Below are 23,704 nucleotides of genomic sequence, written 5' to 3'. Positions count from 1 at the left end.
TGCGAGCCTAGGCGCTCGCCGCCGGGCTCAGATCAGCATGTCGTCCGACCTGTGGAGGATCAGACGGGCCGGCCCGGTGTGGAGGACGCCGTTGGTCAGGGGGGCGGTCCGGACGCCGCCGCGCCTCCGCATAGCCCGGAACGCCCCGGGGGCGAGCACGACGTCCATCCAGGCGCAGGGGTTCGCTGGTCGTCCGCCCTGGAACTCGATCCGCTCCCCGCCCTGCTCGATCGCGAACGTGCGGCCGGCGAGCGCATCGACGTCGGCGCCGCGGACGATGATGTTGCGGCGGGTGTCGGCGGGGTCGAAGGGCCCTGCGCCGAGCTCGGCGGCGATGTGCTCGAGGGTCTCGACCGCGAAGAGCGTGATCGCCGCGGGGCGGTGCGCGCGCTGGGCGAAGAAGCGGTCGCCGACAATGCCGAGGCCTGCGCGGATCTCGATCCACTCGGGCTGCTCGTTGCCCTCGGACGGCACCGGGCCATCGGCGGGGCGGCCCTCGTAGCGGTGCAGCGGAGAGACGACGAAGCCCACGAGCTCGATCGCGGCGGCCTCCATGAGCCCACGGTACGCCGTAAGGGGGAGCAGCGGCGTCCGCCCGTCGGAGGCTCTGCGGCGCGTTCCGAATCGCCAGGGAGGAAGGGGCGCCCGGGCGCCACAGGAGCGTCCAGGGAGGGAGCCCTCGCTGCCGCCGCCGCCGATTCGCGGAGGGGGCTCCCGGCATGTATAGTCGTACCTCGTTGCGTGCGCCTCTGGCCCACGCGACGGACTGCGCCCGTAGCTCAACGGATAGAGCATCTGACTACGGATCAGAAGGTTGGGGGTTCGAATCCCTCCGGGCGCACTCTGGTTGAGACAGAGCAGAACGGCCCGCTTCGGCGGGCCGTTCTCGTTTTAACGGTCGCTCGTTCCGATGGCTGTCGGAGTCGGTCTCCCGGAGAGCGCAGGGCGGCGGAACGGCCGGTTCTCCGCCTCGCAGGACGGCTCTTCGCGCCGTCGACGGCGCCGACCGTCTTCCGCCCGCATCCGCGATCAGTCCTCGCCCGCGCTCGCGGTCACTCCGCGCAGGCTCCGCGATCACCCGACGCGAGCACGCCGCTCGGCTCTTCTCGCGCGCCGTTTCCTCCTCCACAGCGCCCATCTCGCGCCGTTCTCCACGGATGCAGCCGTACCGGCCGCGGTGACGTCGAACCGAGCAATACTCTCCTTCCGTGGGGCTGAACGGTCGCCGCCGACGCAGTGCGCTCGGTCGGCAGAGGAGAGGACATCGGATGAGTCGAACGGAACAGTCGGGGCGGGACGAGCGCGGACGACCCCGAGCGCGGACGGCGCGAGCGCTGGTCGGAACGACGGCGGGCTGCGTGCTCGTGAGCGGGCTGCTGGGCGGAGGCCTCGCACCGCCGCCCGCCCTCGCCGCCGACGGTCCTCACACGACGATTGAGAACACCCTCCTGCAGGGAGGCGCGACGAACGCCGGCGTGACGACCGTCTCGGCCTGGGTCCAGAAGGGCGAGACGCTCCGGGTGGACCTCCACCCGCTCCAGGCGGGCTCGGGGACCGGCGAGGGCGAGACCGGCGGCGGTACCGCCCGGGTGACGGCTCCGGGCGGAGCCGTCCTCGACGAGCAGGACTTCGCGCCCGGAGCGGCGCCCTCGGTGTCCGCCGGCGGCTCGTTCGTGGCGGACGAGACCGGGGTCTTCCAGATCCGGGTGTCCGACGACGACGTGACGGCGCCGGTGAACCTCGTCTGGAGCATCGGCGTCCAGGACGCGCGGGGCGCGGCGGTCGCGGGCCGGGTGTGGTCCGAGTCCTATGCGATCCAGTCCGGGGCGAAGGAGTCCTACTCCTCGCCCGAGGAGCGGCGCTCCTCCTTCACCCTCCATGCCGTCACGGAGACGGGCGCCCGCTACGAGCTCGGGCTGCGCGGCTACGACGGGGTCGCCTCGACGGTCCAGGCCACGAACAAGGGCAACGTGAAGGTCGGGTCGTCCGATCCGTCCTACCTCTCGGTCCCCATGCCGCAGTCGAGCGAGGCGGGCGGCATCGGGGCGCAGTACGTGCAGGCGTCCGGACGCTCCGGGATCGACGGCCTGCAGACCTACAAGCTCTTCCTGGACCCGCCGTCGTCCGACCTGCCGGAGTCGATCGCTCCGGCCTACCGCGCGCCGACGATCGAGGGCCTCGCCTTCCGCCGGTCGACCGCGGGCTCCGACGCGGGCACGCTGACCGGCGTCCTGGGGACGCAGCCGGGCACCGTCGTCGTGGACGTCGATGCGGACGGGGACGGCTCCTACGACGGCGAGCGCGACGTGCACCTCACCCGGATCGCGGGGACGACCGGTCCCTTCTCGGTCGACTGGGACGGACGGGACGCGAAGGGTGGGACCGTCGACGTGACCGACCCCGACGTCACCTTCCGCGCCTCCATCGGCCGCACGAACGAGTTCCACTTCACGCGGGTCGATGCCGAGACGTCCGCCGGCGGCGTGTCCGTCGTGAGGTCGACCGGCGGCGGCGATGACCCGTCGATGGTCCACTGGGACGACTCGCTCCTCGCCGGATCGAACTCGGAGCGGTACTCCGGCACCTCCGCGGTGACGTCCGGCGACGGCGGCACCGACTCGTCCGGCGGGGTGCACCGCTGGGAGGGCGACGACTCCGGGCGGGGCCGCATCCCCAACGCCAACGACTCGGTGCACGGCTCCTACGGCGACCTGCGGGCGATCGACGACTGGGCCTACGGCTCGGACGGTGCGGTCGCGGTCGCACGCCTCGATCCGCTCGCGCCGCACGTGACCATCGCGAAGACCTCGTCGGTCGACTCCGCCACTCCGCTGCTCCGCGGCACCCGCGTGCCCTACCGGGTGACGCTGACCTCGGACGGGACCGGGGACTACTCCGACGCCGCCGTCATCGATTACCTCGACAAGGGCGTGCTCGACGACGCCGAGCTCGACGCCGACTCCCTCCGCGCCTCGCAGGGCACGGCCACGATCGACGCGGAGACGGGCCGCATCTCCTGGGCGGCCGGCAGCCTGCCGGTCGGGGCGACGGCCGAGCTGACCTTCGACGTGATCGTGACCGGCGAGGGGGACCGCGCGCTGACGAACACGGCCTGCCTCGCCGATGCGCCCTTCGCTCCCGCCTCGTCCGGCACGGGGACCGACGCGAACCCCTGCGCCACCGTCCCGCACGACATCGGCGAGGGGTCGCTCCAGATCCGGAAGGCCGCGTCCCAGGCGAGCGCCGAGCACGGCGGCACGGCGGGCTTCGACATCGTCGTGGCGAACACCGGAACGGTCGACGCCACGGACGTGACCGTGACCGACGTCCCGACGCTCGACCACCTGCTCGAGGCGACCATCGAGAACGGCGCCGGAGGAACGCAGCCGGCCACGGAGCCCGTCACGGGTCTCGACATCCCCGCCGGCGGTCAGGTGTCGCTGCACGTCAGCGGCCGGGTCGCCGACGGGTACGACGCCGCGACCCTGCCCAACCGCGTCTCGATCACCCACCAGCCCGAGGGCTTCGACCCGCCGACGGTCGAGAACGCCTGCGCTGACGATGCGACGTCGTCCTGCGCCGAGATCCCGGTGCCGCCCGTCGAGGGAAGGCTCTCCATCGAGAAGACGGCGATCGGGAATCAGGTCGACCACGGCGGGCGTGCCGGGTTCCGGATCGTGGTCGCCAACGAGGGGGCTCGGCCGGCGGACGGGGTGACCCTCACCGACGTCCCCGAGCTCGCGCACCTGAGCGACGTCACGATCTCCCGGGACGGCGGCCCGGCGTCGTCCGACCTGACTGTCGAGAACCTGTCTCTGGCCCCGGGAGCGTCGACGACGTTCACCGTGACCGGACGGGTCGCCGACGGCGTGGACGCGTGGACCATCCCCAACCGGGCGCGCCTGACCGAGGTCCCGGAGGGCTTCGATCCGACGACCGTCCTGCACCCGTGCGCGGACGACGGCGGAGCCAGCTGCGCCCAGGTGGCGGTGCCTCCGGTCGGACTCGTGCCGACGGTGCTCGCCTCGACGGGAGCGGCGGCCGGGCCCCTCGCGGCCGGAGCCGGCGCTCTGCTCCTGGCCGGCGGCGCTCTGACGGCGCTGCGCCGTCGCTCGACCCGCACCTCGTGAACCGGAGCCCGGGCCGCTGCAGCGCGGCCCGGGCTCCCGGACCCTCTCCTCGAAAGGCACTACTGCATGACCGAGCACGGCCTCCCGTACCGCATCACCGAGCGCTTCCCTCTCCCCGATGGACGCGTCGGCGTCAGCACCTGGTGGTCCGCCGATCCGGAGCAGCTGGAGCAGCAGCTCCGCACGCGCTCCGGACATCCGCATCCCGAGAGGGAGCCGGTCCGGAGACTGCACCTCGCGACCGCGACGATCGTGCTGATCGAGGAGCGGACCGCGGGAGGCTTCCGCCCGCTCGACCCCCACCTCCGGGCCCGCACCGATTCGCGCTGGCGCCGGGCTCTCCTGCGGTCGCGCAGGTCGGCCCGGCTCCGACGGGTCATCGGTCCGCGGGACCTGCCGAGGACGGATCCGCCGGTCGTGGTGTCACGGCACGTCGATCCGACACGTCGAGTGTGAAGGAGGCGGGCGGAGAGCTCGGCGCCTGATGCGCGGTGAGGGTCTCCCCGCAAGGACGCCGTCGGGTCAGGCGGCTTCCTCGAGGTCGTCCTCGACTGCGACGGGCGCGTCGACCGGGGCGCACGGGGGAGCGGACTCGGCCGGGGGCGCCGAGGCCGCGATGCGCGAGCGCTCGAGCCCGGCGAGGAGCACGGCGAAGGCCTCCTCGAGCTCGGCGGTGTCGCGGAGCAGGAAGCGCTCGCCGCTCGTCGGGTCGAGGCGGACCGTCCGGTAGGCCGGGCGGGGGAGATCGGAGACCAGGGTGATGATGCCGAGGACGACGCCGCTGCGGCGGGCGCGCGCGGTCCAGCGGTTGGCGTGGGTGCGGAGAAGGATCATGACCGGGGCCGTCCTCGGTGACGTGGTGCAGGAGCGGGGGGAGGGGGGGTGTCGCTGGCGGTGCGGGGATCCTCTCGAAGCTTGCTGCACGAAGGGCCTCCGCTTCCTGTGCTTGACAGCAGAGCCGAGCAGCGGTCACCGGCGCCGGGCGGCCGCCGCGGCGTGCAGGGCCCGCAGGAACTCGGGGACGACCGGGTTTCCGGTGTCGCGGGCGAGCACACCGATCTCACGGCTCGCGCCCGGATCGTCGATCGGGATCTCGCGGACGTCGTCGTCGACCGAGGACGGGCTCGGCGGCAGGATCGTGAGTCCGAGACCGGCTGCCGCGAGTCCCCGGGCGGCGCGGTAGTCGCCGACCTCGAACGCCGGCACGGGGTCACGGCCGTCCACGGCGAGCAGGCGCCGGGCCGACTCGTGGAGGCCGTAGCCGGGTGCCAGCATGATCAGGTCGAGGCCGCGGAGGTCCTCCACCGTGACCGAGCGCCGCGACGCCAGCGGATGACGGGGGTCCACGACCGCGAGGAGAGGCTCCGAGTAGAGGGTCGTCGTGGTGGTTCCGGGGAGATCGGGCGGATCCGCGACGATCGCCAGCTCGGACTCGCCCTCCGCCACGGCCCGCAGGCAGAGGGCTCGGGAGCCGTGACGGAGCCCGAAGCCCACCTGCGGCCAGCGGCGGCGGAACCGGCGGATCACATCCGGCACGAAGCTCTCCCCGAGGAGCGTCTGGAAGGCGAGGTCGATCCGGCCGTGCTCCACGTCGCCCGCCTGCCGCACCTCCGCGAGCCCGGCGCGGATCACCGACATGCCGTCCTGAGCGGCCTCGGCGAGACGGGTCCCCGCCTCCGTCAGCACCACCCCGCGGCCCTCCCGGCGGACCAGGGGAGTGCCGACCAGGGCGGACAGCCGGGCGAGCGACCGGCTCCCGGTCGGCTGCGGGATCCCGCGCTCGGCGGCCGCCGCCGTGACGCTCCCGGTCTGGGCGACCGCGACGAGCAGGGGCAGGAGGCGGAGGGTCGCGGGCCAGTCGTCGGACACGCCACCACCCTAGATCCGGACATGACCAGAACGCATGAACAGTACGAGAAAGGACATTAGTCATGCACCCGCAGGCGGTCTACCGTCGGAACCATGAGCACCGCCGCACGCACCCGACCGATGCGCGCAGCGGCACCCTTCTCGCAGCGGCGGCTGACCATCGCCCTCCTCGCCGCCGGAGTAGCGACCTTCGCCGAGCTCTACGCCGTGCAGAGCGTCCTCCCGCAGCTCGCGCGGGAGTGGGCCCTCGCCCCGTCCGACGCCGCGCTCACCGTCTCGGCCGCGACCCTCGGACTGGCGCTCTCCGTGCTGCCGTGGGCCTCGGTGGCCGAGCGCATCGGACGGCTCGAATCCATGCGGATCGCGGTCCTCACGTCGGTGGTCCTGGCGCTGCTCGCCTGCGTCGCCCCGACCTTCGAGCTCCTGCTCGTCCTGCGCTTCCTCGGGGGAGCGGCACTGGGTGCCGTCCCGGCGCTCGCCGTCGCGGCGATCCACGACCGGGTCGGAGGCGCCGGAGCGACGGCCGCCGCGACCGCCTACGTCTCCGGGACCACGATCGGCGGTGCCGCCGGACGCCTGCTCGCCGGACCGCTCGCGGCGGCGCTCGGATGGCGCGGAGCCCTGCTCGTCGTGACGGCCGTCTGCGCAGCGGCGGCGATCGTCTTCGCCGTGCTCGCGCCCCGGGGCGGCGGCACGCGCGAGACTGCTCCCGGCGGCTGGCGAGCGAAGACGGCGCAGGTGCTCCGCGATCCGATGCTCGTCGCGATCGCGCTGCAGACGTTCCTCGCGGTCGGCGTGTTCGTCGCGGTCTACAACTACCTGGCGTTCCGGCTCGAGGCGCCGCCGTTCGCGCTGGCGCCCGCGCTCGTCTCCCTCCTCTTCGCCGCCTATCTCGCGGGAACCCTTTCCTCCCGGCTCGCGGGGAGATGGGGGCCGCGGATCGGTCCCCGCCTCGTCATGCGGATCGGCGTCGCCCTGATGATCGTCGGACTGCTGGTGATGCTCGCCGAGAACGTCGCCGTGGTGATCGCGGGACTCCTCGTCTTCACGGCCGGCTTCTTCGCCCTGCACGCGACCGGCGCCGCCTGGACGGGAGCGCGGGCGGTTCCGGCACTCCGAGGGCACGCCGGTGCGGTCTACACGATCGCCTTCTACGCGGGCTCGGCCGCCGGCGGCTGGCTCCTCGGCCTGGCCGTCGGAGCCGGTGGCTGGCCGGCGCTGACGGCGGTGACGATCGGCCTGCTGCTGGTCGGAGCGGGGATCGTCAGCCTCCCGTCGCGCACCACCGCGGCCGGGCGCTGAACCCCCGCCTCCGCCGACCGCACCCCGAGCTCCGCCCGGCACCTCCCCGCAGCGGGCGAGGTGCGACATGATGGCCCGACTGCACGAAGCGGGGGACGGCATGGCGCGGAGCACCGGAGCGGACGGCTCCCCACGAGAGAGCGGCGGGACGGACGAGGGCGGCACCGACCCGCGCTACCACGCGGGCTTCCAGCGCGGCTACGACGGACGCGAGGCCGAGCGGCGCGGCAGCGGCGAGGAGCGCCTCCGCTCCCCGTTCCTATCGGGCGGGACCTCGGGCATCGGGCGATCGGCCGGCCGGCGAGGTGGCGGGTCCGCTCCCGATCAGGAGGACGTGCGATCGGTCGACGGCCCGACGGGCTCCCGAGTCTCCGGCCGACTCACCGCTCCTGAGCGCGCGAGAGCGGCGGTGCGGGCCGTCCCGACACCCGCGGAGCCGACCGCGCCCCGAGCCGCGGAGCCGACTGTCCCACTCCCGACCGAGCCGACCGTCCCGCTCCCCACCGAACCCGACTCCGCTCCCGGCGACGCGGCACCCGACTCCGGTGACCGTCACGACGCGCCCGACGCCGACCCCCGCCCCGCTGTCTCCACTCGCCGCATCGCCGGAACCCTGGCGGTCGTCGGCGCCGTGAGCGTCCTCGTCGGACTCCTCGCCCTCTGGAACAGCTCCCACAGCTGGTACGACTACTCGCCGTCGCAGAGCGCCTTCGGGCCCGAGCAGTACCTCCGCGTGCTCAGCGACAACGCGATCGGACCGTTCCTCACCGTCGGCCTGATCGCCCTCGGCCTGGCGGTCGTGGTCCCGCTGCTGAGGGCTCCCCGCCGATGACGCGGGTCCGCCTGCTCTGGGCCGCCGCGATCGCGGTGACCGTCGTCCTCTGGGCCGCAGTGCTCGCGCTCCCGGTCGTGGTCCTCCTGCTGCCGAACCAGTACCAGGGCGACTCGATCACGGTCCCGCCGGAGCTCTACGTGCGGCAGGCGCTCGCGATGGTCGCGCCGCCGCTGCAGACCGCCGCCCTGGTGATGCTGGGGGCGCTGATCGTCGTCGCGGTGGCTCGGCGCGCGCCCGCGAAGGCCCGTGCGAGGGAGGCGGCGAGCGGCTGGGACGACGCCGTGCTCCTCGACCCGGACGGCCGCGAGCAGCACGGGACGGGCCCCGCAGGCCGCTGAGCAGACGCTGCTGCGTCGGAATCCACCCGCTGCTCCCCGGTCAGAAGCCGCTGCTCCCCGGTCGGAAGCCACTCCTCCGGACGCACCCGCCCCTCACGCCGGCAGCAGCTGGAACCGCTCCCGCGCCACTCCGCCGGCGACGAGGTCCGCGAGCAGCTCGCCCAGGACCGGACCGAACGTGAAGCCGTGCCCCGAGAACCCGGTCGCCAGAGTCACGCGGCCCACGCGGTCGAGCACGAAGTCCTCGTCGGGCGTGCTGTCGTAGAGGCAGCTGATCGGAGTGGCGCTCGCCGCGTCCACGCCCGGAATCCACTCCGCGACGTAGCCGACGAGGCGGGCGAGCGCTCCGGGCTCGGGCTCGAAGGTGCGCTCGTCCGGATCGACGACGACTCCGGTGCTGTGCTCGCCCACCTTCACCCCGACTCCGGGCGTCGCGAGCCCGTAGACGACGGGCAGGCCGGCGCGGTGGTGGGCGAAGCTCGGCCACGAGTCGAGGGGCAGGTCCGTCGCGAAGTGCGCGGGCTGCTCCTGCGTGACGCGCAGCGGAGGGAGGCGTCGGCCGGCCGCGCGGACGAGGCCGTCCACGAGCGGCGGCGTCCAGGATCCGCCGGCCACGACGACCGCGTCGGCGTCGAGGGCGCCATCGGTGGTCAGCACGCGCACGTCGTCGGCGCGCTCCTCGATGCCCAGCACCCGCGTCTGCGTCCGGAGGACGGCGCTGCGTCCGAGGGCGGAGTCGAGCATCGCGTCGATCGCGGCCACCGCGTCGAGGCGTCCGCCCTCGGGGTGCAGCAGGACGTCGGTCTCGAAGCGGAGTCCCGGCCAGCGCCGCTGCGCCTCGTCCGCCTCGATCCGCACCACGGGGATCCCGTCGCGCAGGAGGACAGCCTCGACGGCGGCCAGCACGGCGGGGTCGCCGTGGTCGATCGCGCCGACCGGGTGCAGCAGGCGGCGGCCGGTCTCAGCCTCCAGCCGTGCCCAGGCGCGCCCGGCCCGTCCGGTGAGGGCGCGGTAGTCGTCCTCGAGGTAGCCGCGGCGGAAGATGCGCGTCGCGCCGTGGGACGAGCCGCGGTCGTGACCCCGCTCGAACTGCTCGACGAGCACCACGCGATCGCCGCGCTCGGTGAGGGCGCGGGCTGTCGCCGCTCCGACCAGGCCGGCTCCGACGACGACGACCTCACGGGTCACGGGGTCTCCCGGGAGGCGCGGCGCACGCCGAGCAGGACCACCAGACGGAGGAACCCGACGAGTCCCATGCCGATCAATGCGGCGATCAGCATCAGCACGGCGACACCGGCCACCCAGGTCGTGTCGCCGGTCACCGACTGCGCCGCGAACTCGGTGCAGAACAGCGCCAGCCCCGCGTAGCTCAGGATGAGGACGGTGATCGTCCCGGGGCGGCGGAGGCGCTGCGCGGGCGTCCGCCAGAGGGCGGGCGGCTCGAGCCAGCGGCGCAGCAGCCGGATCACGAGGGTGCCGACGAGGCCGAGGAAGCCGGCCGCGATCAGGATGATGCCCGCGCCGCCGAGCCCCGACGCCTCGACGCCGGCCAGCTCGAGGGCGATCCCGATCGCGACGCCGACGGCTCCGGCGCCCCCCGCGATCATGGCCGCCCACACTCCGAAGCCGCCGCGGAGGACGCTCTCGCGCTCGGGACGTGACGGGTCGGCGTCCATCGGACGCTGCTGGCGCGGGCGGATCGGCGCGGGGGGAGCCGACGCAGGCGCTGCTGCCGGAGAGGTCGCGGCCTCGGACACGCCCCAGACCGGAGCGGCGTCCGGCGTCTGCGACTCGATCACGTTCTCGCGCACCGGCACGTAGCGCAGCGGCGCGTCGATCCGCACCTGCGGCCGCCCGCGCACGACGATGGTCGCCCCCAGGTCGGCCCCGCGCTCCAGCGCGACGGGTCCGAGGAGGAGCCCGACCGCCGGATCGATCCGCCACGCGTCCGACCGGGGAGCCGACCCGTACCACTCCGCCGACACGGCCCCGCCGAGATCGACCGAGATCGGCCGCCCGTCGCTGTAGCTCGTCACCGGCACGAGCGAGCGGCCGGAGTTGCGCACCCGCGCGCCCACCCGCCACCAGTCGTCCCCGGCGTGCGTCAGCCGCACCTCGACGTCGACCAGCGACGCCGGCACCGCCCGCCGCCGTCCGATGACCACCGCGACGACCGCGAGCCCGGCGATGACCAGCCCGCCGAGCAGGCCGACCACTCCGATGAAGATCTCCATGGGAGCAGTCAAGCAGGCGCGGGTCGACGGCGCGGGCGCGACGAGGTGGCCTCCGGGAGGCTCGAGCCCGGTCGTCGACGCTGTCGCTCCGCGCGGCCGCCCCGTTCCCGACGCTCCACCCGACCGTCGAGCCCGGAGCGGGTCACTCCGCATACTGAGGAGGCGCGTCGCGTCGACCGCATCGCGGGTCTCATCGCAGGAGGGTCGATCATGCGCCACTGGCCTACCTTCCCCGTGCGCCGGCGCCCTCGTCGACGGGCCGGTGCGATCCTCGCTCTGCTGGGAGCTGCGGCGCTCGCCGTCGCCGCCGTCGCGCTGTCGGACACGGCGGGAGGAGGCGGACCGGAGGCGGTGTCCTCCTCGGCCGGTGCTTCTGCGGCGTCGAGCAGTCCCGCTGCTCCCGCGCCGAGCAGCCCCTCGGGGGACGTCGAGCCGTCCGCTCCGGAAACGGGGCCGTCCGCTCCGTCCCTCGCGACGCTGGCCGCTCTCCCCGCGGTCGAAGGCCCCGCCGCCGTCCCCTACGACCGCGACCTCTTCGGACAGGCGTGGTCGGACGTCGACCGCAACGGCTGCGACACCCGCAACGACGTCCTCGGCCGTGACCTGCTCGCCCCCGTGTTCAAGCCCGGCACCCGCGACTGCAAGGTCCTCACCGGCACCCTGATCGACCCCTACGACGGCACCTCGGTCGCCTTCGTCTCCGGGACCGACACCTCCCGCCTCGTGCAGATCGACCACGTCGTCGCCCTCGGCTGGGCGTGGCACCACGGCGCCTGGTCGTGGACGGACGACCAGCGCTTCGCCTTCGCGAACGACCCCGCGAACCTCGTCGCCGCCTCCGAGCAGACGAACCGCGCGAAGAGCGACGCCGGCCCGGGGGAGTGGCTGCCACCGGCCGCGGAGCTGCGCTGCGGGTACGTGGAGCAGTTCGTGGCGGTGCTCAGCGAGTACGGGCTCGGGATCGGCGCCCGGGACCGGGCGGCGTCGGAGGCGGTGCTGGCGGGGTGCCGGTATTGAGGGGGAGAACCTCTTTCCTCTGATGGAGGGTCGTCCCGACGCCGCAACAGCGGCAGGCGTGACCGCATTAGCGTCCTTCAACTCTGCGATAGTGAGTAATGGTCTCTTCTGTGACCTCTCTTCTGGGACGCATGCGGCACAAAGTTCAGCACTTAGGCAATATGAGTAACTCTGTCGCTAACACGAGTACATCTCGACAGAACGTGCTCCGAGCATTCCTAGTCTCGCGAGATGCCTCCCGTTACTCCCGCCACACTCTCACTTGAACTGGGCGTTTCTCAGCGTCGAATCCGAAGCCTCCTCCGCTCCTCCTACGGAACTCTTCCGGCTGAGGAATCTCGGTGGGATCTGACCGAAGCGCAGGCGGAGGCTGTCCGCTCCCGTCTGCTTCGACGAGACACCACCGAGCGTCGGTTCACCTTGGAAGTGGGCGACCAGGTCCTCCGGCGTGATATTCACCGCGCCTACGGAGGGCAGCAGCAGCAGGGGATCGTGACGCCGCGAGCGCTCCGTGAAATCTTCATCTTCACCGATCCGGCGAAGGGAGCTCGATACGGCTACGACCGGTTCGAGGGACTTCGCGAGGACGGGTCTTACTCCTACACGGGAGAAGGGCAGGTCGGTGACCAAGTTTTTCTTCGCGGCAACAGGGCTCTCCGGGACGCGGCGCAGGATGGGCGGGTGCTTCGGCTCTTCACGGTGCAGGGAACGAGCGTGACCTACATCGGTGCCTTCACGACAGGGACTCCGACCTACCGGTGGGAGATCATCCCGGACACCGAAGGGACGCAGCGACGCGGCATCATCTTCACTCTCCTGCCGCTCGCGGCGGACATCACTCGGCTGCCGACCTATGGTGGCATGCAGGAGCCCGCTGCCTCGCTCGGCGACTGGACGCCTCCCGAGCACTCCGACATAGTCATCGCGGGTGCGGATGTCAGCCCTCTCGATGACCGGGTCGTCTCCCGAATCGAGTTCGAGCTGCAGTCCGACTTTGGGCTCTGGCTGACCGAGAACGGCACGCCGCCCAGTCGTCTGACCCTCCCGGTCGGCAGCTCACGGGTCGAGCCGGACTTGTACGTCCGATCGAGCGGCTGGATCGTCGAAGCCAAGAAGTCGACCGCCCGGTCCTTCGTCCGCATGGCCATCGGGCAGGTGCTCGACTATGCGCATCTTGCGCAGCGCGAGGGCTACGCGGCAGTCCCCGTCATCCTGCTTCCCGGTCGCCCGGAAGAGGACATGCTGGATCTCATCCGCAGCCTCTCGATCATCACAGCGTTCAGGTCTGACGAGGGCTTCGACCTCATCGATCCGTAGAGGAAAGAAGCCGAACGGCCGGCAGATCGGGGTGGGCCCACTCCAGTCCGGGGAGTTCGCTCGGAAGGAGCCAGAGGAGTTGGTCGTGGTCGGTGCTCTCCGTGGGGCGTGGGCCACGAACCACGGCTCGGAAGCAGTGCAACCGAATGGTGAGAGCGCCGACCTCCGTTTCGTCTGACGTCAGCTTGGGGCCGACCTCGATCTCCACGCTCAGCTCCTCGCGGATCTCCCTCGCGAGGGCGACTTCAGCCGTTTCGCCAGGTTCTCTCTTGCCGCCGGGAAATTCCCAGAGCCCGCCCGCCGCCTTGTCCGCCCGCCGACGGCAGGCAAGAATACGGCCGCGATCGCTGATGACCGCCGCAACGACGTCGAGAGTGTCCACGTGTCCATCATGCCGACACCGGTGCAACAACCGCCCGTACGCGATGGCCGAGCGCACGCCCCCCTCTTTGACGCCCCACCCACCCCCGTGTTAGCGTCGCTCTCGGACATGTGACTGGTCGTGCAGGCAGGATCCGACGAAACGCGTAATGAGCGTCGTCGGGTCCTTTTTTTGTGCCCGGACGCCTCCTGACGCTCCGCCGGAGCACCGATGACGGTGCCGGAGGGGGCGGGGACGGCGACGGACGGCCGGGCAGCACAGCGCAGGGAAGCGCGCGTCCCCACACACCCGGAGGAGTACCGATGAGTACCCAGGAGAGCGCGAAGGCGATCCTCGAGCACGTCGGCGGCGCCGCCAACGTGGCGAAGCTGCAGCACTGCTCGACCCGTCTGCGGTTCGCGCTGGCGGACGACGCGAAGGCCGACGTCGAGGCGCTGAAGGCGGTGCCCGGCGTGATCGGCGTCGTCACCGGCCCGCAGACGCAGGTCATCGTCGGCAGCGGCGTCAGCGAGATGTACGCGGCGGTCGAGAAGCTGCGCGGCGGCACCACCACGTCGACGGCGCGGGCGAAGCAGCCGCGGTCCCTCAAGCGCCTCGGCGCGACGATCATGGACTTCGTGGTCAGCGTGTTCACGCCGATCATCCCGGCCATCGCGGGCGCCGGCATCTTCAAGTCGTTCCTCGTCCTCGCCTCGGCGCTGGGCTGGCTCGACCCGGCCTCCGACAGCTTCAAGCTGCTGTCCGCCATCCCGGACGCGGTGTTCGGCTTCCTGCCGTTGCTCGTCGCCTACACGAGCGCGAAGAAGCTCGACGTGAACCGGCCGCTCGCGCTCGGGCTCGTCGGCGTCCTGGTCTTCCCGGCGTTCACGACGCTGCTCAACCAGGAGGGCGGCGTCGCGCTCTTCGGCATCCCGGTGCCGGTCATCGCCTACAACGCGCAGGTGTTCCCGGCGATCCTGGCCGTGCTGCTGCTCTCGGTCGTCGAGCGCTTCTTCACAAAGCACTCGTGGGGCCCGATCCGCACGTTCTACGTGCCGCTGATGTGCCTCGTGATCGTCGCTCCGGCCACGATCTTCCTGCTCGGCCCCCTCGGCTACTGGCTCGGCTCCATGCTCACCGGCGCGATGATCGGCCTCTACGGGGCGCTCGGCTGGGTGGCCGTCGCGCTGCTGGCCGGCGTGCTCCCGCTGATCATCTCGGTCGGCATGCACAAGGCGTTCATCCCGCCGACCATCGCGACGATGGCCAGCGCGGGCAAGGACACCTTCTACCTCGCCTCCTCGCTCGCCCACAACGCGGCGGAGGCCGGCTCCAGCCTCGCGATCGCCCTGCGCACCAAGAGCGCGACCCTCCGCGCCACCGCCTTCTCGGGCGGCCTCTCGGCCCTCTTCGGGATCACCGAGCCGGCGCTCTACGGCGTCACGCTGCAGAACAAGCGCGCCCTCGTCTCCGTCATCACGGGCAGCGTCGTCGGAGGCGCCTACATCGGCGCCACGCAGGTCGCCGCGTTCGCGCTGGTCAGCCCCGGCGTCGCCAGCATCTCGATGTTCATCGACGGGCTGAACCCCTGGAACCTGCTCAACGCCGTGATCGGCCTGCTGATCTCGGTCGCCGTCTCGTTCGTCGTCTCCTTCGTGATCTGGCGCGACGACGCGTCCGCCAGCGTCCAGGCGCTCGGCGACGTGGCGGCCGCCGCCGGGAGCCCGCTCGCGCTGCAGGCGCCGCTCACCGGCTCCGTCATCCCCCTCTCGGAGGTGCCGGACCCCGTGTTCTCGGCCGGCGTGCTCGGCGAGGGGCTGGCGATCCGCCCCTCCGACGGAGCCGTCCGGGCGCCGTTCGCGGGCGAGGTCATCGCGCTGCTCTCCTCCCGCCACGCCGTGGGGCTCCGCCGCGCGGACGGCGTCGAGGTGCTCATCCACGTCGGCATCGACACGGTGCAGCTGGACGGCGCGCCGTTCGAGGCGCACGTCGCGGTCGGCGACCGGGTCGAGGCCGGGCAGCTGCTCCTCATCGCCGACCTGGCCGCGATCACCGCGGCCGGCTACGACACCACGACCCCGGTGCTCGTGACCAACTCCGCCGAGTACACCGTGCTCGTCGAGGCCGCCGAGCGGATCACCTCCGGCGACCGGATCATGACCGTGACGCAGAGAGAGAAGGAGCTCGCCGATGGCGCTTCCTGACGGATTCCGATGGGGCGGCGCCCTCGCCGCCAACCAGGTCGAGGGCGCGTGGCGCGAGGGCGGGCGCGGCCCGGCGGTCAGCGACGTCGCCTCCTACAAGCCGAAGGCGGACCCGAAGGAGTACGCGATCCACCACCGCAACACGGTGGAGAGCATCACGGCGGCGATGTCCGACGACGACACCGAGTACTACCCCAAGCGCCGCGGCATCGACTTCTACCATCGCTACCCCGGCGACCTCGCGCTGTTCGCCGAGATGGGCTTCACCACCCTCCGCGTCTCGATCGCCTGGACCCGCCTCTACCCGACGGGGGAGGAGGCGGAGCCGCTCGAGGAGGGCATCGCCTACTACCTCGCCCTCTTCACCGAGATGCGGCGCCTCGGGATAGAGCCGCTGGTCACGCTCTCGCACTACGACCCGCCGCTCGCGCTCGCGCTGAAGCACAACGGCTGGGTCGACCGCCGTACGATCGGGCTGTTCGAGCGCTTCGCCCGCACCTGCTTCGAGCGCTTCGGCCACCTCGTCGACATGTGGCTGACCTTCAACGAGATCGACGGCATCATCCGCCACCCGTTCACCTCGGGCGGGATCATCGAGGAGACCGTCGAGGGCAGCGTGGAGCAGGCCTGCTACACGGCTCTGCACCACCAGTTCGTCGCCTCCGCCTCGGTCACGAGGACGCTGAAGGAGCTGTGGCCCGAGTCGCGGATGGGCTGCATGCTCACGATGCTGACCACCTACCCCAACACCTGCCACCCCGACGACGTCGCGGCGACGCAGGCGAAGGAGCGGATGCTCTACCTCTGCACCGACGTCCAGGCGGGCGGCGCCTACCCGCGCCTGGCGCTGCGGGCGCTCGAGAGCCGCGGGGTCGAGATCCCGTTCGAGGCGGGCGACGTCGAGCTGCTGCGCGAGCACCCGGTCGACTTCATCTCGTTCAGCTACTACATGTCGATGACGGAGTCCGTGCGCCCCGACGCCGAGCGCACCCCCGGCAACACGGTCCTCGGCGTCAAGAACCCGTTCCTCGAGTCGAGCGAGTGGGGCTGGCAGATCGACCCCGTCGGCCTGCGGATCTCGCTGATCGACCTCTACGACCGCTACGGCAAGCCGCTGTTCATCGTCGAGAACGGGCTCGGGATGCGCGACGAGCTGACCGAGGACGGCCGGGTCCACGACCCGTACCGGATCGACTACTTCCGCGCGCACTTCGAGCAGATGATCCAGGCGGTGGACGAGGGCGTGGAGCTGCTCGGCTACGTGAGCTGGGCACCGATCGACCTGATCAGCGCCTCCAGCTCGCAGATCTCGAAGCGCTACGGGTTCGTCTTCGTCGACATGGACGACCTCGGCCACGGCAGCACCGAGCGCTACCGCAAGGACTCGTTCTTCTGGTACCAGAAGGTCATCGCCTCCAACGGCGCGGATCTGGGATGATCCTCCTCTGCCCGGAGGCGCCGTCCGGCTCTCCGGGCAGAGGCCCCGCCACCCCCACCCCAGCCCTGACGCGGCCGTCGACGGAGACACGCATGCAGACCATCAAGAAGGTGCTCAACTCGAGCGTCGTCCTCGTCGTCGACGAGCGCGGCGTCGAGCGCGTGCTCCTGGGCAGGGGGATCGGCTTCGGAGCGAAGGCCGGCGAGGCGATCGAGCCCTCGAGCGTCGACCAGGTGTTCGTGGCGCTGGACGACTCGGATCAGCGCAACCTCGTCGAGCTCCTGGCGCAGATCCCGCCGGAGTTCGTCGAGCTCACCCGCGCGGTCGTCGCCGACGCGGAGGAGCAGGGGCTGAAGCTCGACCCGCACGTGTACCTCGCGCTCACCGACCACCTGCACTTCGCGGTGGAGCGGCAGCGGCGCGGACTCTCGGTCGCCAACCGGCTGGCCTGGGAGATGCGGACGGTCTACCCCGTGCAGTACGCGGTGGGGGAGCGGGCGGTCGAGCGGATGCGCGAGCGCCTGGACGTGGAGCTGCCCGCCGACGAGGCCGCGAACGTCGCGTTCCACCTCGCCAACGCGGAGCTCGGCAAGGTCGGGATCGACTCGCTCCGGATCGTGCAGCTCATCCGCTCGGTGACCGCGATCATCCAGCACTCCAGCGGAGCCGCGCTCGACCGCGACGACCTCCGCTCCGCCCGCTTCGTGGCGCACCTGCAGTACTTCGCCGAGCGCTTCTTCTCGGGCGGCCTGCTCGAGAGCGAGGACGACTTCCTCTTCACCAGTCTCAGCGCCCGCTACCCGCGCGCGATCGCCTCCGCCGAGCGCGTGCGCTCCTTCGTGGCGGCCGAGTACCAGGCCGCCCTGCCCAACGAGGAGGTCGCCTTCCTGGCCCTCCACATCGCGCGCGCCGCTCCGGAGTAGCGCGCTGACCCCGGAGAACCGCATGCACCGCACCACCTCCGCCCGCCCGACGACGCCCGCGAACGCGCGCCCGTGACCGGCACGATCCACCTCGTCCGCCACGCCGAGACCCTCTTCAACGTCGCCGGCCAGCTGCAGGGCTGGTGCGACTCGCCGCTGACCGAGCGCGGCGAGCGCCAGGCGGCGGCCCTCGGCGAGCGGATGCGCGGCGTGCCGCTCGTCGCGGCGTTCACGAGCGACCTCACCCGCACCCGCACCACGGCGGCGGCGGCGCTCGCCGGGCACCCGTCGCTCGAGGCCGAGCCGATGGTCGAGCTCCGCGAGTGGCACTTCGGCGCCTTCGAGGGGCAGCCGAACGCCTCGCTCTGGGAGCCGGTGTTCGCCGATCACGGCTACTCCTACGTGCCCTCCTCCGCCGACTGGCCGCGGATGACCGACGCCGGGCTCGACTCGGTGCTCGACGCGATCCACCGCCACGACCCCTCCGGCCGGGCCGACAGCGGTGCCACCGTGCGCGTCCGCGTGGAGGCCGCGATCGCGCGGTTCGTGCCGGCGGCGGAGCACGGGGACGTGCTGGTCGTCACGCACGGAGCGGTGCTGGGGAGCATCCTCCGCGCGCTCGACCCCGCGCACCGGCCGCAGCGGGGCTACCCGAACTGCGCGGTCGTGTCGGTGACGGACGGCGTCATCGGCGAGGTCGACGGGAGCTGCGCGACGGCCTGACCCCGCTCCTCCTCCTCCACGGACGCCCCTGTGCGCTCCGGTCGCCGACCGGACGAGCACGGGGGCGTCCGTCGTGCTCGGGACGCCGGCGGCCCGCACCCGGGCCGCCCCCGGACCTGCACGCGCGGCCGCCTCGGGACCTGCACGTCCGGTGATGCGGGACCTGCACTTTTGGCCACCTCGGCGCTGTACCGAAGTACAGGAGCCCGTCGCGAGAGCGTCCGTAGCGTCTGAGGAGTCAAGAGAAACGACTTCGAGGAGATGACATGCGAGGGCTTCAGCTCAGCGGCGTGAGCCGTGCATTCGGCGGCCACCGGGTCCTGCACGACGTGGACCTGTCCGTGGGCCGCGGCGAGATCGTCGGCTTCATCGGCGGCAACGGCGCCGGCAAGACCACGACGATGCGGCTGATCCTGGGCCTGCTCACCCCCGACACGGGGACCATCACCTGGGACGGCGCGCCGATCACCGCCGAGGACCGCCGCTCGATCGGCTACATGCCGGAGGAGCGCGGCCTCTACCCGCAGATGCGGGTCCGCGAGCAGGTGATCCACTTCGCTCTGCTCGAGGGGCACGACGCCCGGGGAGCCCGTGAGACCGCCGAGGAGGTGATCGACGCGCTGGGCCTGGCCGAGCGGGCCGACACGCTGGTGCAGGACCTCTCGCTCGGCAACCAGCAGCGCGTGCAGCTGGCCGTGTCCCTGGTGGGCGATCCGTCGCTCCTGGTGCTGGACGAGCCCTTCTCGGGGCTCGACCCGGTCGCCGTGGAGACGATGGCCGGCCTGATCCGGCAGCAGTCCGCCCGCGGCGTCGGCGTGCTCTTCTCCTCCCACCAGCTCGACCTGGTCGAGCGCCTCTGCGACACCGTCTGCGTGCTCGACTCCGGCCGTGTGACCGCGAGCGGAGCGGTGGCCGAGCTGCAGGACGACGGCCGCAGCCGCTGGCAGCTGCAGTTCTCCCGCCCTCTGGACGACCTGCTCGTCGCCGAGCTCGGCGTCACACCGGGACTGTCGGCCGAGCCGGTCCCCGGTGAGCCGGAGTCGCTGCTCGTCTCGATCGAGGGCAGCGGCCGGGACGTCCCCGAGCAGGTGCTCGCGACCCTCACCCGCCACGGCGGCCTCCGGAGCATCCGCACCGCGCAGCGCTCGCTGACCGAGCTGCTGTCCGAGCGGCTCACCGCCGCCTCCACCCCTGCGGCCGAGCGCCGCCTCGAGATCCAAGGAGCAGGACGATGACCACCACGCACCCCCGCGCCGCCCACGCCCGGACCGCCGAGAGCTCCGCTCCTCCGACGCCGGCCCGGGGAGCCGCGACGATCGTCCGCCGCGAGATCCTGACCCGCACCGGGAACCGCACGATCCTCACCGCGACCCTCGCGCTGGCCGCGATCGCCGGCCTCGGCGCCGGGATCGGCGGCTGGTTCCTGGTCGACGCGACGAGGGAGGCGGGGACCGTGGTCCTCGACACCCGGATCCTGTTCGCGACCGCGATGATCAGCGCCCTGCTCGCCGCGATGGTCTACTCCTCGTCGAGTCTGGCCTCGGGGGTGGTCGAGGAGAAGTCGTCCCGGATCGTCGAGATCCTGCTGACGAAGATCGGCGTCGCCCCGCTGCTCGCCGGGAAGATGATCGGCGTCGGCCTGGTGACCCTGGCCCAGCTGCTCGTGATCGGCGGCGCCGTCGTCGGCGGGTTCAGCGTGGTCGGCGGGTGGTCGGTCCTCGAGATCGAGCTCGGCCCGAGCCTGGTCTGGTTCCTCGTCTGGTTCCTGCAGGGCTACGTGCTCTTCGCGCTCCTCAGCACCCTGCTCGCCTCGACCGTGTCGAGGCAGGAGGACCTGGGCACCGCCGCCATGCCGCTCTCCGTCGTGCAGATGGCGCTGCTGATCATCGCGCTCTACGTGGTGCCGGCGAACCTCGACGAGGCCTGGGTGCACGCGCTCTCCTTCGTCCCCCTCTTCTCCTCCTACCTGATGCCGATGCGCTTCGGCCTCGACTCGGTCGGCACCCCCGAGATGGTGATCGCCGCCGTCGTCGCCGCGATCACGGTGCCGCTGCTGTTCCGCCTGGTCGTCCGCGTCTACCGCAACAACGCGCTCCGCACCGGCTCCCGCGTCTCGCTCCGCGCCTCCCTCAAGGCCGCCGACGCCTCCTAGGCCCGGCTCCCGATATCCACCACCACCACCCCTCGGAAGGACACCACCATGACCACCTCGCGCACCGCCTCGACCCGCCCCTCGCCCCTCAAGAAGCTGCTCGTCAACACCGCCCTCCTCGTCGGGGGAGCGGGCGGCGCCTACCTCGTCGTCACCTACCTCTTCTGATCCGCTCGACCGACCGAAGGACACGATCGTGACTCTCCTCGCGACTCCCGGGCTCCGCCCCGCGACCCCCGGGCACCGCCCCGCGGATCCGGCGGCCCTCCGGGCGGCGGCCTCGACCGAGCGGCTGCTCGGCGGCGGACGCCACCGCGTCGCCGCGATCGACCGCCCCGCCTTCGCCGGCCGGAACGCGTCGTGGACGATGACCCTCGACGACGGCGCCCGCGTCTTCGTCAAGCACGTCTCGCCCCGGACGGCGGGCCCCGCGGCCTTCCGCCGCTCCAGGGACTTCGCCGGCTTCGCCGCCCGGAGCCCCGAGCACGCCCCGGCCGGACCCCGCCTGCTGGCGGCCGACGAGGACGACTCCCTGCTGGTGTTCGAGCACTGCCCCGGCACCAGCCTGGCCCTCCTGCTCGTGGAGGAGCGCGTCCCCGCGGACTTCCCCGAACAGGCCGGCCGGCTCCTGGCCCGGCTGCACGCCGGCCCGGTGGCGGGCCTCACCGCGACCTCGCACCCCAGCCCTCCCGTCGAGATGCTGCGCGTCGGCATCCCGCACACCCGCTACGTCGACCTCACCCTCGCCGAGCTCGCCTTCTGGGGCGACCTGCAGCACGACGAGCAGCTCGTCTCGGCCACGGAGGATCTCCGCGAGTGGGAGAGCGGCAACCGCACGGCTCCGATCCACGGCGACCTCCGCCTCGACCAGTTCCACCTCCGCGACGGGCGCCTCCAGCTGCTCGACTGGGAGGAGTTCGGGATCGGGGATCCGGCCCGCGACCTCGGCACGCTGGCGGGGGAGTGGATCCACCGCGCGGTGCTCGACACCGTGACCACCCGGGAGGGCGCCTCCGCTCCTCCCCTCGCCTTCGACACCGCGGCCGCGGACGCCCGCATCGCGGAGCGGATGGCGGCACTGGTCCCGAGGATCCGGCGGATGTGGCTCGCCTACGCCGCCGAGACCGCCGGCGCGGACGACGCCCTCGCCGTCCGCGCCACCGCCCACCTGGGCTGGCACCTCGTCGACCGCACCCTCGCCCGGGCCTCGATGGTCTCCCGCCTCCCCGGGATCGAGCGCGCCGCCGCCGGCATCGGCCGCCGCGTCCTGCTCGCCCCCTCCGCCTACTCCACCGCCCTCGGATTCGACAGGAGCCCGCGATGACCGCCCTCACCACCCGCTCCGTCCTCGACGAGGCCGTGATCAGCGTCGACGCCGCCCGGCTGCGGGCCGAGGTCGACGGGACCGTGATCGAGGCCACCGGGCCGATCGAGCTGCGGGCCCGACTCGCCGCCACCCTCTACACCCACCTGCACCTCCGGAACCCGCTGCTCGGCGAGACCGCCGGAGGCGACGGCCAGGACCTCGCCCCCCGGCTGATCGACGCGATCCCGCACCGCACGGTCCTGCAGCCCGCTCCCTCCGGGGTGCTCGGCTCCGCCACTGTGCAGGGGGAGGAGCGCCGGGTCGTCGAGCTGGGCCGCGTCCGGGTCCTCGTGCCCGAGGTCGATCTCGTCCGCTCCGCCGACGGGGCCGTCGCCGGCGTCCGGCTGCCGAGCTGGCGCACCCGCACCACTCCCGGCTACCTCCTCGCCCTCGGCCCGATGGGACTCGATCCCGCCGACCGGGTCGTGCGCCTCTCGCTCGTCGCCGACTCGGCGGAGGACGCGCTCGCCCTGTGGGGCCCGCTCCTGGAGGCGCTCGCCGCCTCCGGAGCCCGCCACCAGGCCAAGGCGCTCTCGGACCCGCGGGCCTTCCCCCGCTCCGACGCCCTCGTCGTCTACCTGCCCGCCGACTCCGCCGACGACGTCGCCCGGAGGATCACTCCGCTGCTCGATGCCCGGCCCTCGCCCCGCACCGCCGTCTCGGCCTTCGCCGAGAGGCTCGCCGACGGCCTCGCCTACGCCGAGGACCCGGCCGACGAGCGCTCCTCCTACCGCGGACTGAGCTTCGGCCAGCACCGCTCCCGCGTCCTCGCCGAAGCGCTCCTGCGCTCCTCGGCCGAGACGATCCCCGCCGCCGACGCCTGGGCCGACGCCGCCCGCGCCGCGCGCATCGACCCGGACCGCCCGGGACTCACCGCCCGCTAGGGCCCCACGAACCTCCCCTCGATCCCGAGGGGACCACCACCTCAGCCCGAGGTACTCCACGAAAGGGACACATCATGACCACCATCTCCACCGACGCCCAGTCCGCCGACCTCACCGCCCTCGCGGGAGCGCACGACACCTTCGCCACCGTCGACGAGCTCGGCTCGGACGCCGCGACCGAGGCGCCCGCCACCACGCCCCTGTGCGTCGGCATCATCGTCGGCGCCACCCTCGGCGCGGGCTGCTGACCCGGCCCTCCTCCCGCCCGGGTGCTCCCGCAGCACCCGCTCCCCGGCCCTCCGGCCGGACCACCCGCACCACTCCCCGCACGACCCGGCGGATCCGCCGCCACCACTCATCCAAGGAGAACACCATGTCGACCATCACCGTCCAGACCGTCCAGCCCGCCGACCTCGCCGAGCTCGCCACCGCCCACGACACCTTCACCGCCGCCGACGAGATCGGCACCGACGCCGCCTCCGAGGCGCCCGCCACCACCCCGTTCTGCGCCGGCGTCATCATCGGCGTCACCCTCACCGCAGGGTGCTGACGGGCACGGGGCGACCGGTCCTCGACCGCGTCGCCCCGGCCCCTCCCGGGCGCGTGCCGTC

Annotated in this window: 23 protein-coding genes and 1 tRNA gene; 18 read left to right on the top strand and 6 right to left on the bottom strand. The window is 72.7% G+C overall.

The annotated features are described in order from the left end of the window. Positions 1-27: 27 nt before the first annotated feature. Positions 28-555: an MOSC domain-containing protein gene (locus C5C63_RS14320; RefSeq protein ID WP_104326300.1), complete on the bottom strand. Its 528-nt coding sequence runs from the start codon at positions 553-555 to the stop codon at positions 28-30. Positions 556-768: 213 nt separating this feature from the next. On the opposite strand from C5C63_RS14320, the gene C5C63_RS14315 reads away from it, so the two are divergent. The 3 genes from C5C63_RS14315 (at position 769) to C5C63_RS14305 (ending at position 4,586) form a co-directional block, all read left to right on the top strand. Further along, positions 769-841, top strand: a tRNA-Arg gene (locus C5C63_RS14315). Positions 842-1,268: 427 nt separating this feature from the next. Next, complete coding sequence (locus C5C63_RS14310) at positions 1,269-4,130, top strand: DUF11 domain-containing protein (RefSeq protein WP_146086400.1); 2,862 nt, start codon at positions 1,269-1,271, stop codon at positions 4,128-4,130. A 66-nt stretch (positions 4,131-4,196) separates the two neighbouring features. Beyond that, positions 4,197-4,586 (top strand): hypothetical protein, encoded by a 390-nt coding sequence (locus tag C5C63_RS14305; protein WP_104326298.1) that lies wholly within the window; start codon positions 4,197-4,199, stop codon positions 4,584-4,586. Between the two features lie 66 nt (positions 4,587-4,652). On the opposite strand, the gene C5C63_RS14300 is transcribed toward C5C63_RS14305, so the two are convergent. Together C5C63_RS14300 and C5C63_RS14295 are read right to left on the bottom strand one after the other, a co-directional pair. Continuing rightward, complete coding sequence (locus C5C63_RS14300) at positions 4,653-4,964, bottom strand: hypothetical protein (RefSeq protein WP_104266672.1); 312 nt, start codon at positions 4,962-4,964, stop codon at positions 4,653-4,655. Positions 4,965-5,099: 135 nt separating this feature from the next. After that, positions 5,100-5,999, bottom strand: coding sequence for a LysR family transcriptional regulator (locus C5C63_RS14295; RefSeq protein ID WP_104326297.1), 900 nt, complete (start codon positions 5,997-5,999; stop codon positions 5,100-5,102). Positions 6,000-6,092: 93 nt separating this feature from the next. Between C5C63_RS14295 and C5C63_RS14290 the strand changes: the two genes are divergently transcribed. The 3 genes from C5C63_RS14290 to C5C63_RS14275 all read left to right on the top strand — a co-directional run bounded on the left by C5C63_RS14290 (position 6,093) and on the right by C5C63_RS14275 (position 8,474). Then, positions 6,093-7,301 carry an MFS transporter gene (locus C5C63_RS14290; RefSeq protein ID WP_104266674.1) on the top strand — a complete coding sequence of 403 codons (1,209 nt, stop codon included), beginning with the start codon at positions 6,093-6,095 and terminating at the stop codon, positions 7,299-7,301. Positions 7,302-7,368: 67 nt separating this feature from the next. Further along, positions 7,369-8,133, top strand: coding sequence for a hypothetical protein (locus tag C5C63_RS16760; RefSeq protein WP_146086399.1), 765 nt, complete (start codon positions 7,369-7,371; stop codon positions 8,131-8,133). Beyond that, the gene (locus C5C63_RS14275) at positions 8,130-8,474 is read left to right on the top strand and encodes a hypothetical protein (RefSeq protein WP_104291729.1); all 345 of its coding nucleotides are present in this window, start codon (positions 8,130-8,132) and stop codon (positions 8,472-8,474) included. The genes C5C63_RS16760 and C5C63_RS14275 overlap by 4 nt, the downstream gene beginning before the upstream one ends. A 93-nt stretch (positions 8,475-8,567) precedes the next feature. On the opposite strand, the gene C5C63_RS14270 is transcribed toward C5C63_RS14275, so the two are convergent. Both C5C63_RS14270 and C5C63_RS14265 read right to left on the bottom strand, forming a co-directional pair. Beyond that, positions 8,568-9,662 (bottom strand): FAD-dependent oxidoreductase, encoded by a 1,095-nt coding sequence (locus C5C63_RS14270; RefSeq protein WP_104326313.1) that lies wholly within the window; start codon positions 9,660-9,662, stop codon positions 8,568-8,570. Next, positions 9,659-10,708, bottom strand: a complete 1,050-nt coding sequence (locus tag C5C63_RS14265) for a hypothetical protein (protein WP_104291728.1) — start codon at positions 10,706-10,708, stop codon at positions 9,659-9,661. Before C5C63_RS14265 ends, C5C63_RS14270 begins: the two co-directional genes overlap by 4 nt. 210 nt (positions 10,709-10,918) lie before the next feature. Here C5C63_RS14265 and C5C63_RS14260 point away from each other — a divergent pair, with 210 nt between their 5' ends. Together C5C63_RS14260 and C5C63_RS14255 are read left to right on the top strand one after the other, a co-directional pair. Then, positions 10,919-11,725: an HNH endonuclease family protein gene (locus C5C63_RS14260; protein WP_104291727.1), complete on the top strand. Its 807-nt coding sequence runs from the start codon at positions 10,919-10,921 to the stop codon at positions 11,723-11,725. Positions 11,726-12,151: 426 nt separating this feature from the next. Next, entirely contained in the window at positions 12,152-13,042 is an 891-nt protein-coding gene (locus C5C63_RS14255) for a hypothetical protein (RefSeq protein ID WP_258065471.1), read from the top strand. Here C5C63_RS14255 and C5C63_RS14250 read toward each other — a convergent pair. Next, positions 13,029-13,424, bottom strand: coding sequence for a (deoxy)nucleoside triphosphate pyrophosphohydrolase (locus C5C63_RS14250; RefSeq protein WP_104326295.1), 396 nt, complete (start codon positions 13,422-13,424; stop codon positions 13,029-13,031). The two genes, C5C63_RS14255 and C5C63_RS14250, sit on opposite strands and share 14 nt — an antisense overlap. A gap of 302 nt (positions 13,425-13,726) precedes the next feature. Between C5C63_RS14250 and C5C63_RS14245 the strand changes: the two genes are divergently transcribed. The 10 genes from C5C63_RS14245 (at position 13,727) to C5C63_RS17145 (ending at position 23,643) form a co-directional block, all read left to right on the top strand. Then, complete coding sequence (locus tag C5C63_RS14245; protein WP_104326294.1) at positions 13,727-15,607, top strand: beta-glucoside-specific PTS transporter subunit IIABC; 1,881 nt, start codon at positions 13,727-13,729, stop codon at positions 15,605-15,607. Next, positions 15,594-17,045: a glycoside hydrolase family 1 protein gene (locus C5C63_RS14240; protein ID WP_104274498.1), complete on the top strand. Its 1,452-nt coding sequence runs from the start codon at positions 15,594-15,596 to the stop codon at positions 17,043-17,045. Before C5C63_RS14245 ends, C5C63_RS14240 begins: the two co-directional genes overlap by 14 nt. Positions 17,046-17,137: 92 nt before the next feature. Next, positions 17,138-17,968 carry a PRD domain-containing protein gene (locus tag C5C63_RS14235; protein WP_104225973.1) on the top strand — a complete coding sequence of 277 codons (831 nt, stop codon included), beginning with the start codon at positions 17,138-17,140 and terminating at the stop codon, positions 17,966-17,968. Positions 17,969-18,040: 72 nt separating this feature from the next. Continuing rightward, complete coding sequence (locus C5C63_RS14230; RefSeq protein ID WP_104326293.1) at positions 18,041-18,691, top strand: histidine phosphatase family protein; 651 nt, start codon at positions 18,041-18,043, stop codon at positions 18,689-18,691. A gap of 290 nt (positions 18,692-18,981) precedes the next feature. Next, on the top strand, positions 18,982-19,926 hold the full coding sequence (locus C5C63_RS14225; protein WP_258059757.1) for an ABC transporter ATP-binding protein: 945 nt from the start codon (positions 18,982-18,984) through the stop codon (positions 19,924-19,926). After that, entirely contained in the window at positions 19,923-20,843 is a 921-nt protein-coding gene (locus C5C63_RS14220) for an ABC transporter permease (protein WP_104225127.1), read from the top strand. Before C5C63_RS14225 ends, C5C63_RS14220 begins: the two co-directional genes overlap by 4 nt. A 196-nt stretch (positions 20,844-21,039) precedes the next feature. Next, positions 21,040-22,167: a class V lanthionine synthetase subunit LxmK gene (gene lxmK, locus C5C63_RS14215; protein ID WP_258059357.1), complete on the top strand. Its 1,128-nt coding sequence runs from the start codon at positions 21,040-21,042 to the stop codon at positions 22,165-22,167. After that, on the top strand, positions 22,164-23,093 hold the full coding sequence (locus C5C63_RS14210) for a T3SS effector HopA1 family protein (RefSeq protein WP_104237819.1): 930 nt from the start codon (positions 22,164-22,166) through the stop codon (positions 23,091-23,093). Before lxmK ends, C5C63_RS14210 begins: the two co-directional genes overlap by 4 nt. A gap of 74 nt (positions 23,094-23,167) precedes the next feature. Continuing rightward, positions 23,168-23,341, top strand: coding sequence for a hypothetical protein (locus C5C63_RS17150; protein WP_181027122.1), 174 nt, complete (start codon positions 23,168-23,170; stop codon positions 23,339-23,341). Positions 23,342-23,466: 125 nt separating this feature from the next. Next, the gene (locus C5C63_RS17145; protein WP_181110626.1) at positions 23,467-23,643 is read left to right on the top strand and encodes a hypothetical protein; all 177 of its coding nucleotides are present in this window, start codon (positions 23,467-23,469) and stop codon (positions 23,641-23,643) included. Positions 23,644-23,704: the final 61 nt, after the last annotated feature.

Source organism: Rathayibacter sp. AY1B8, assembly GCF_002932775.1.
GTDB lineage: Bacteria > Actinomycetota > Actinomycetes > Actinomycetales > Microbacteriaceae > Rathayibacter.
The sequence above is the reverse complement of the archived record's forward strand: the minus strand, read 5'-3'. Positions and strand labels throughout refer to the sequence as shown.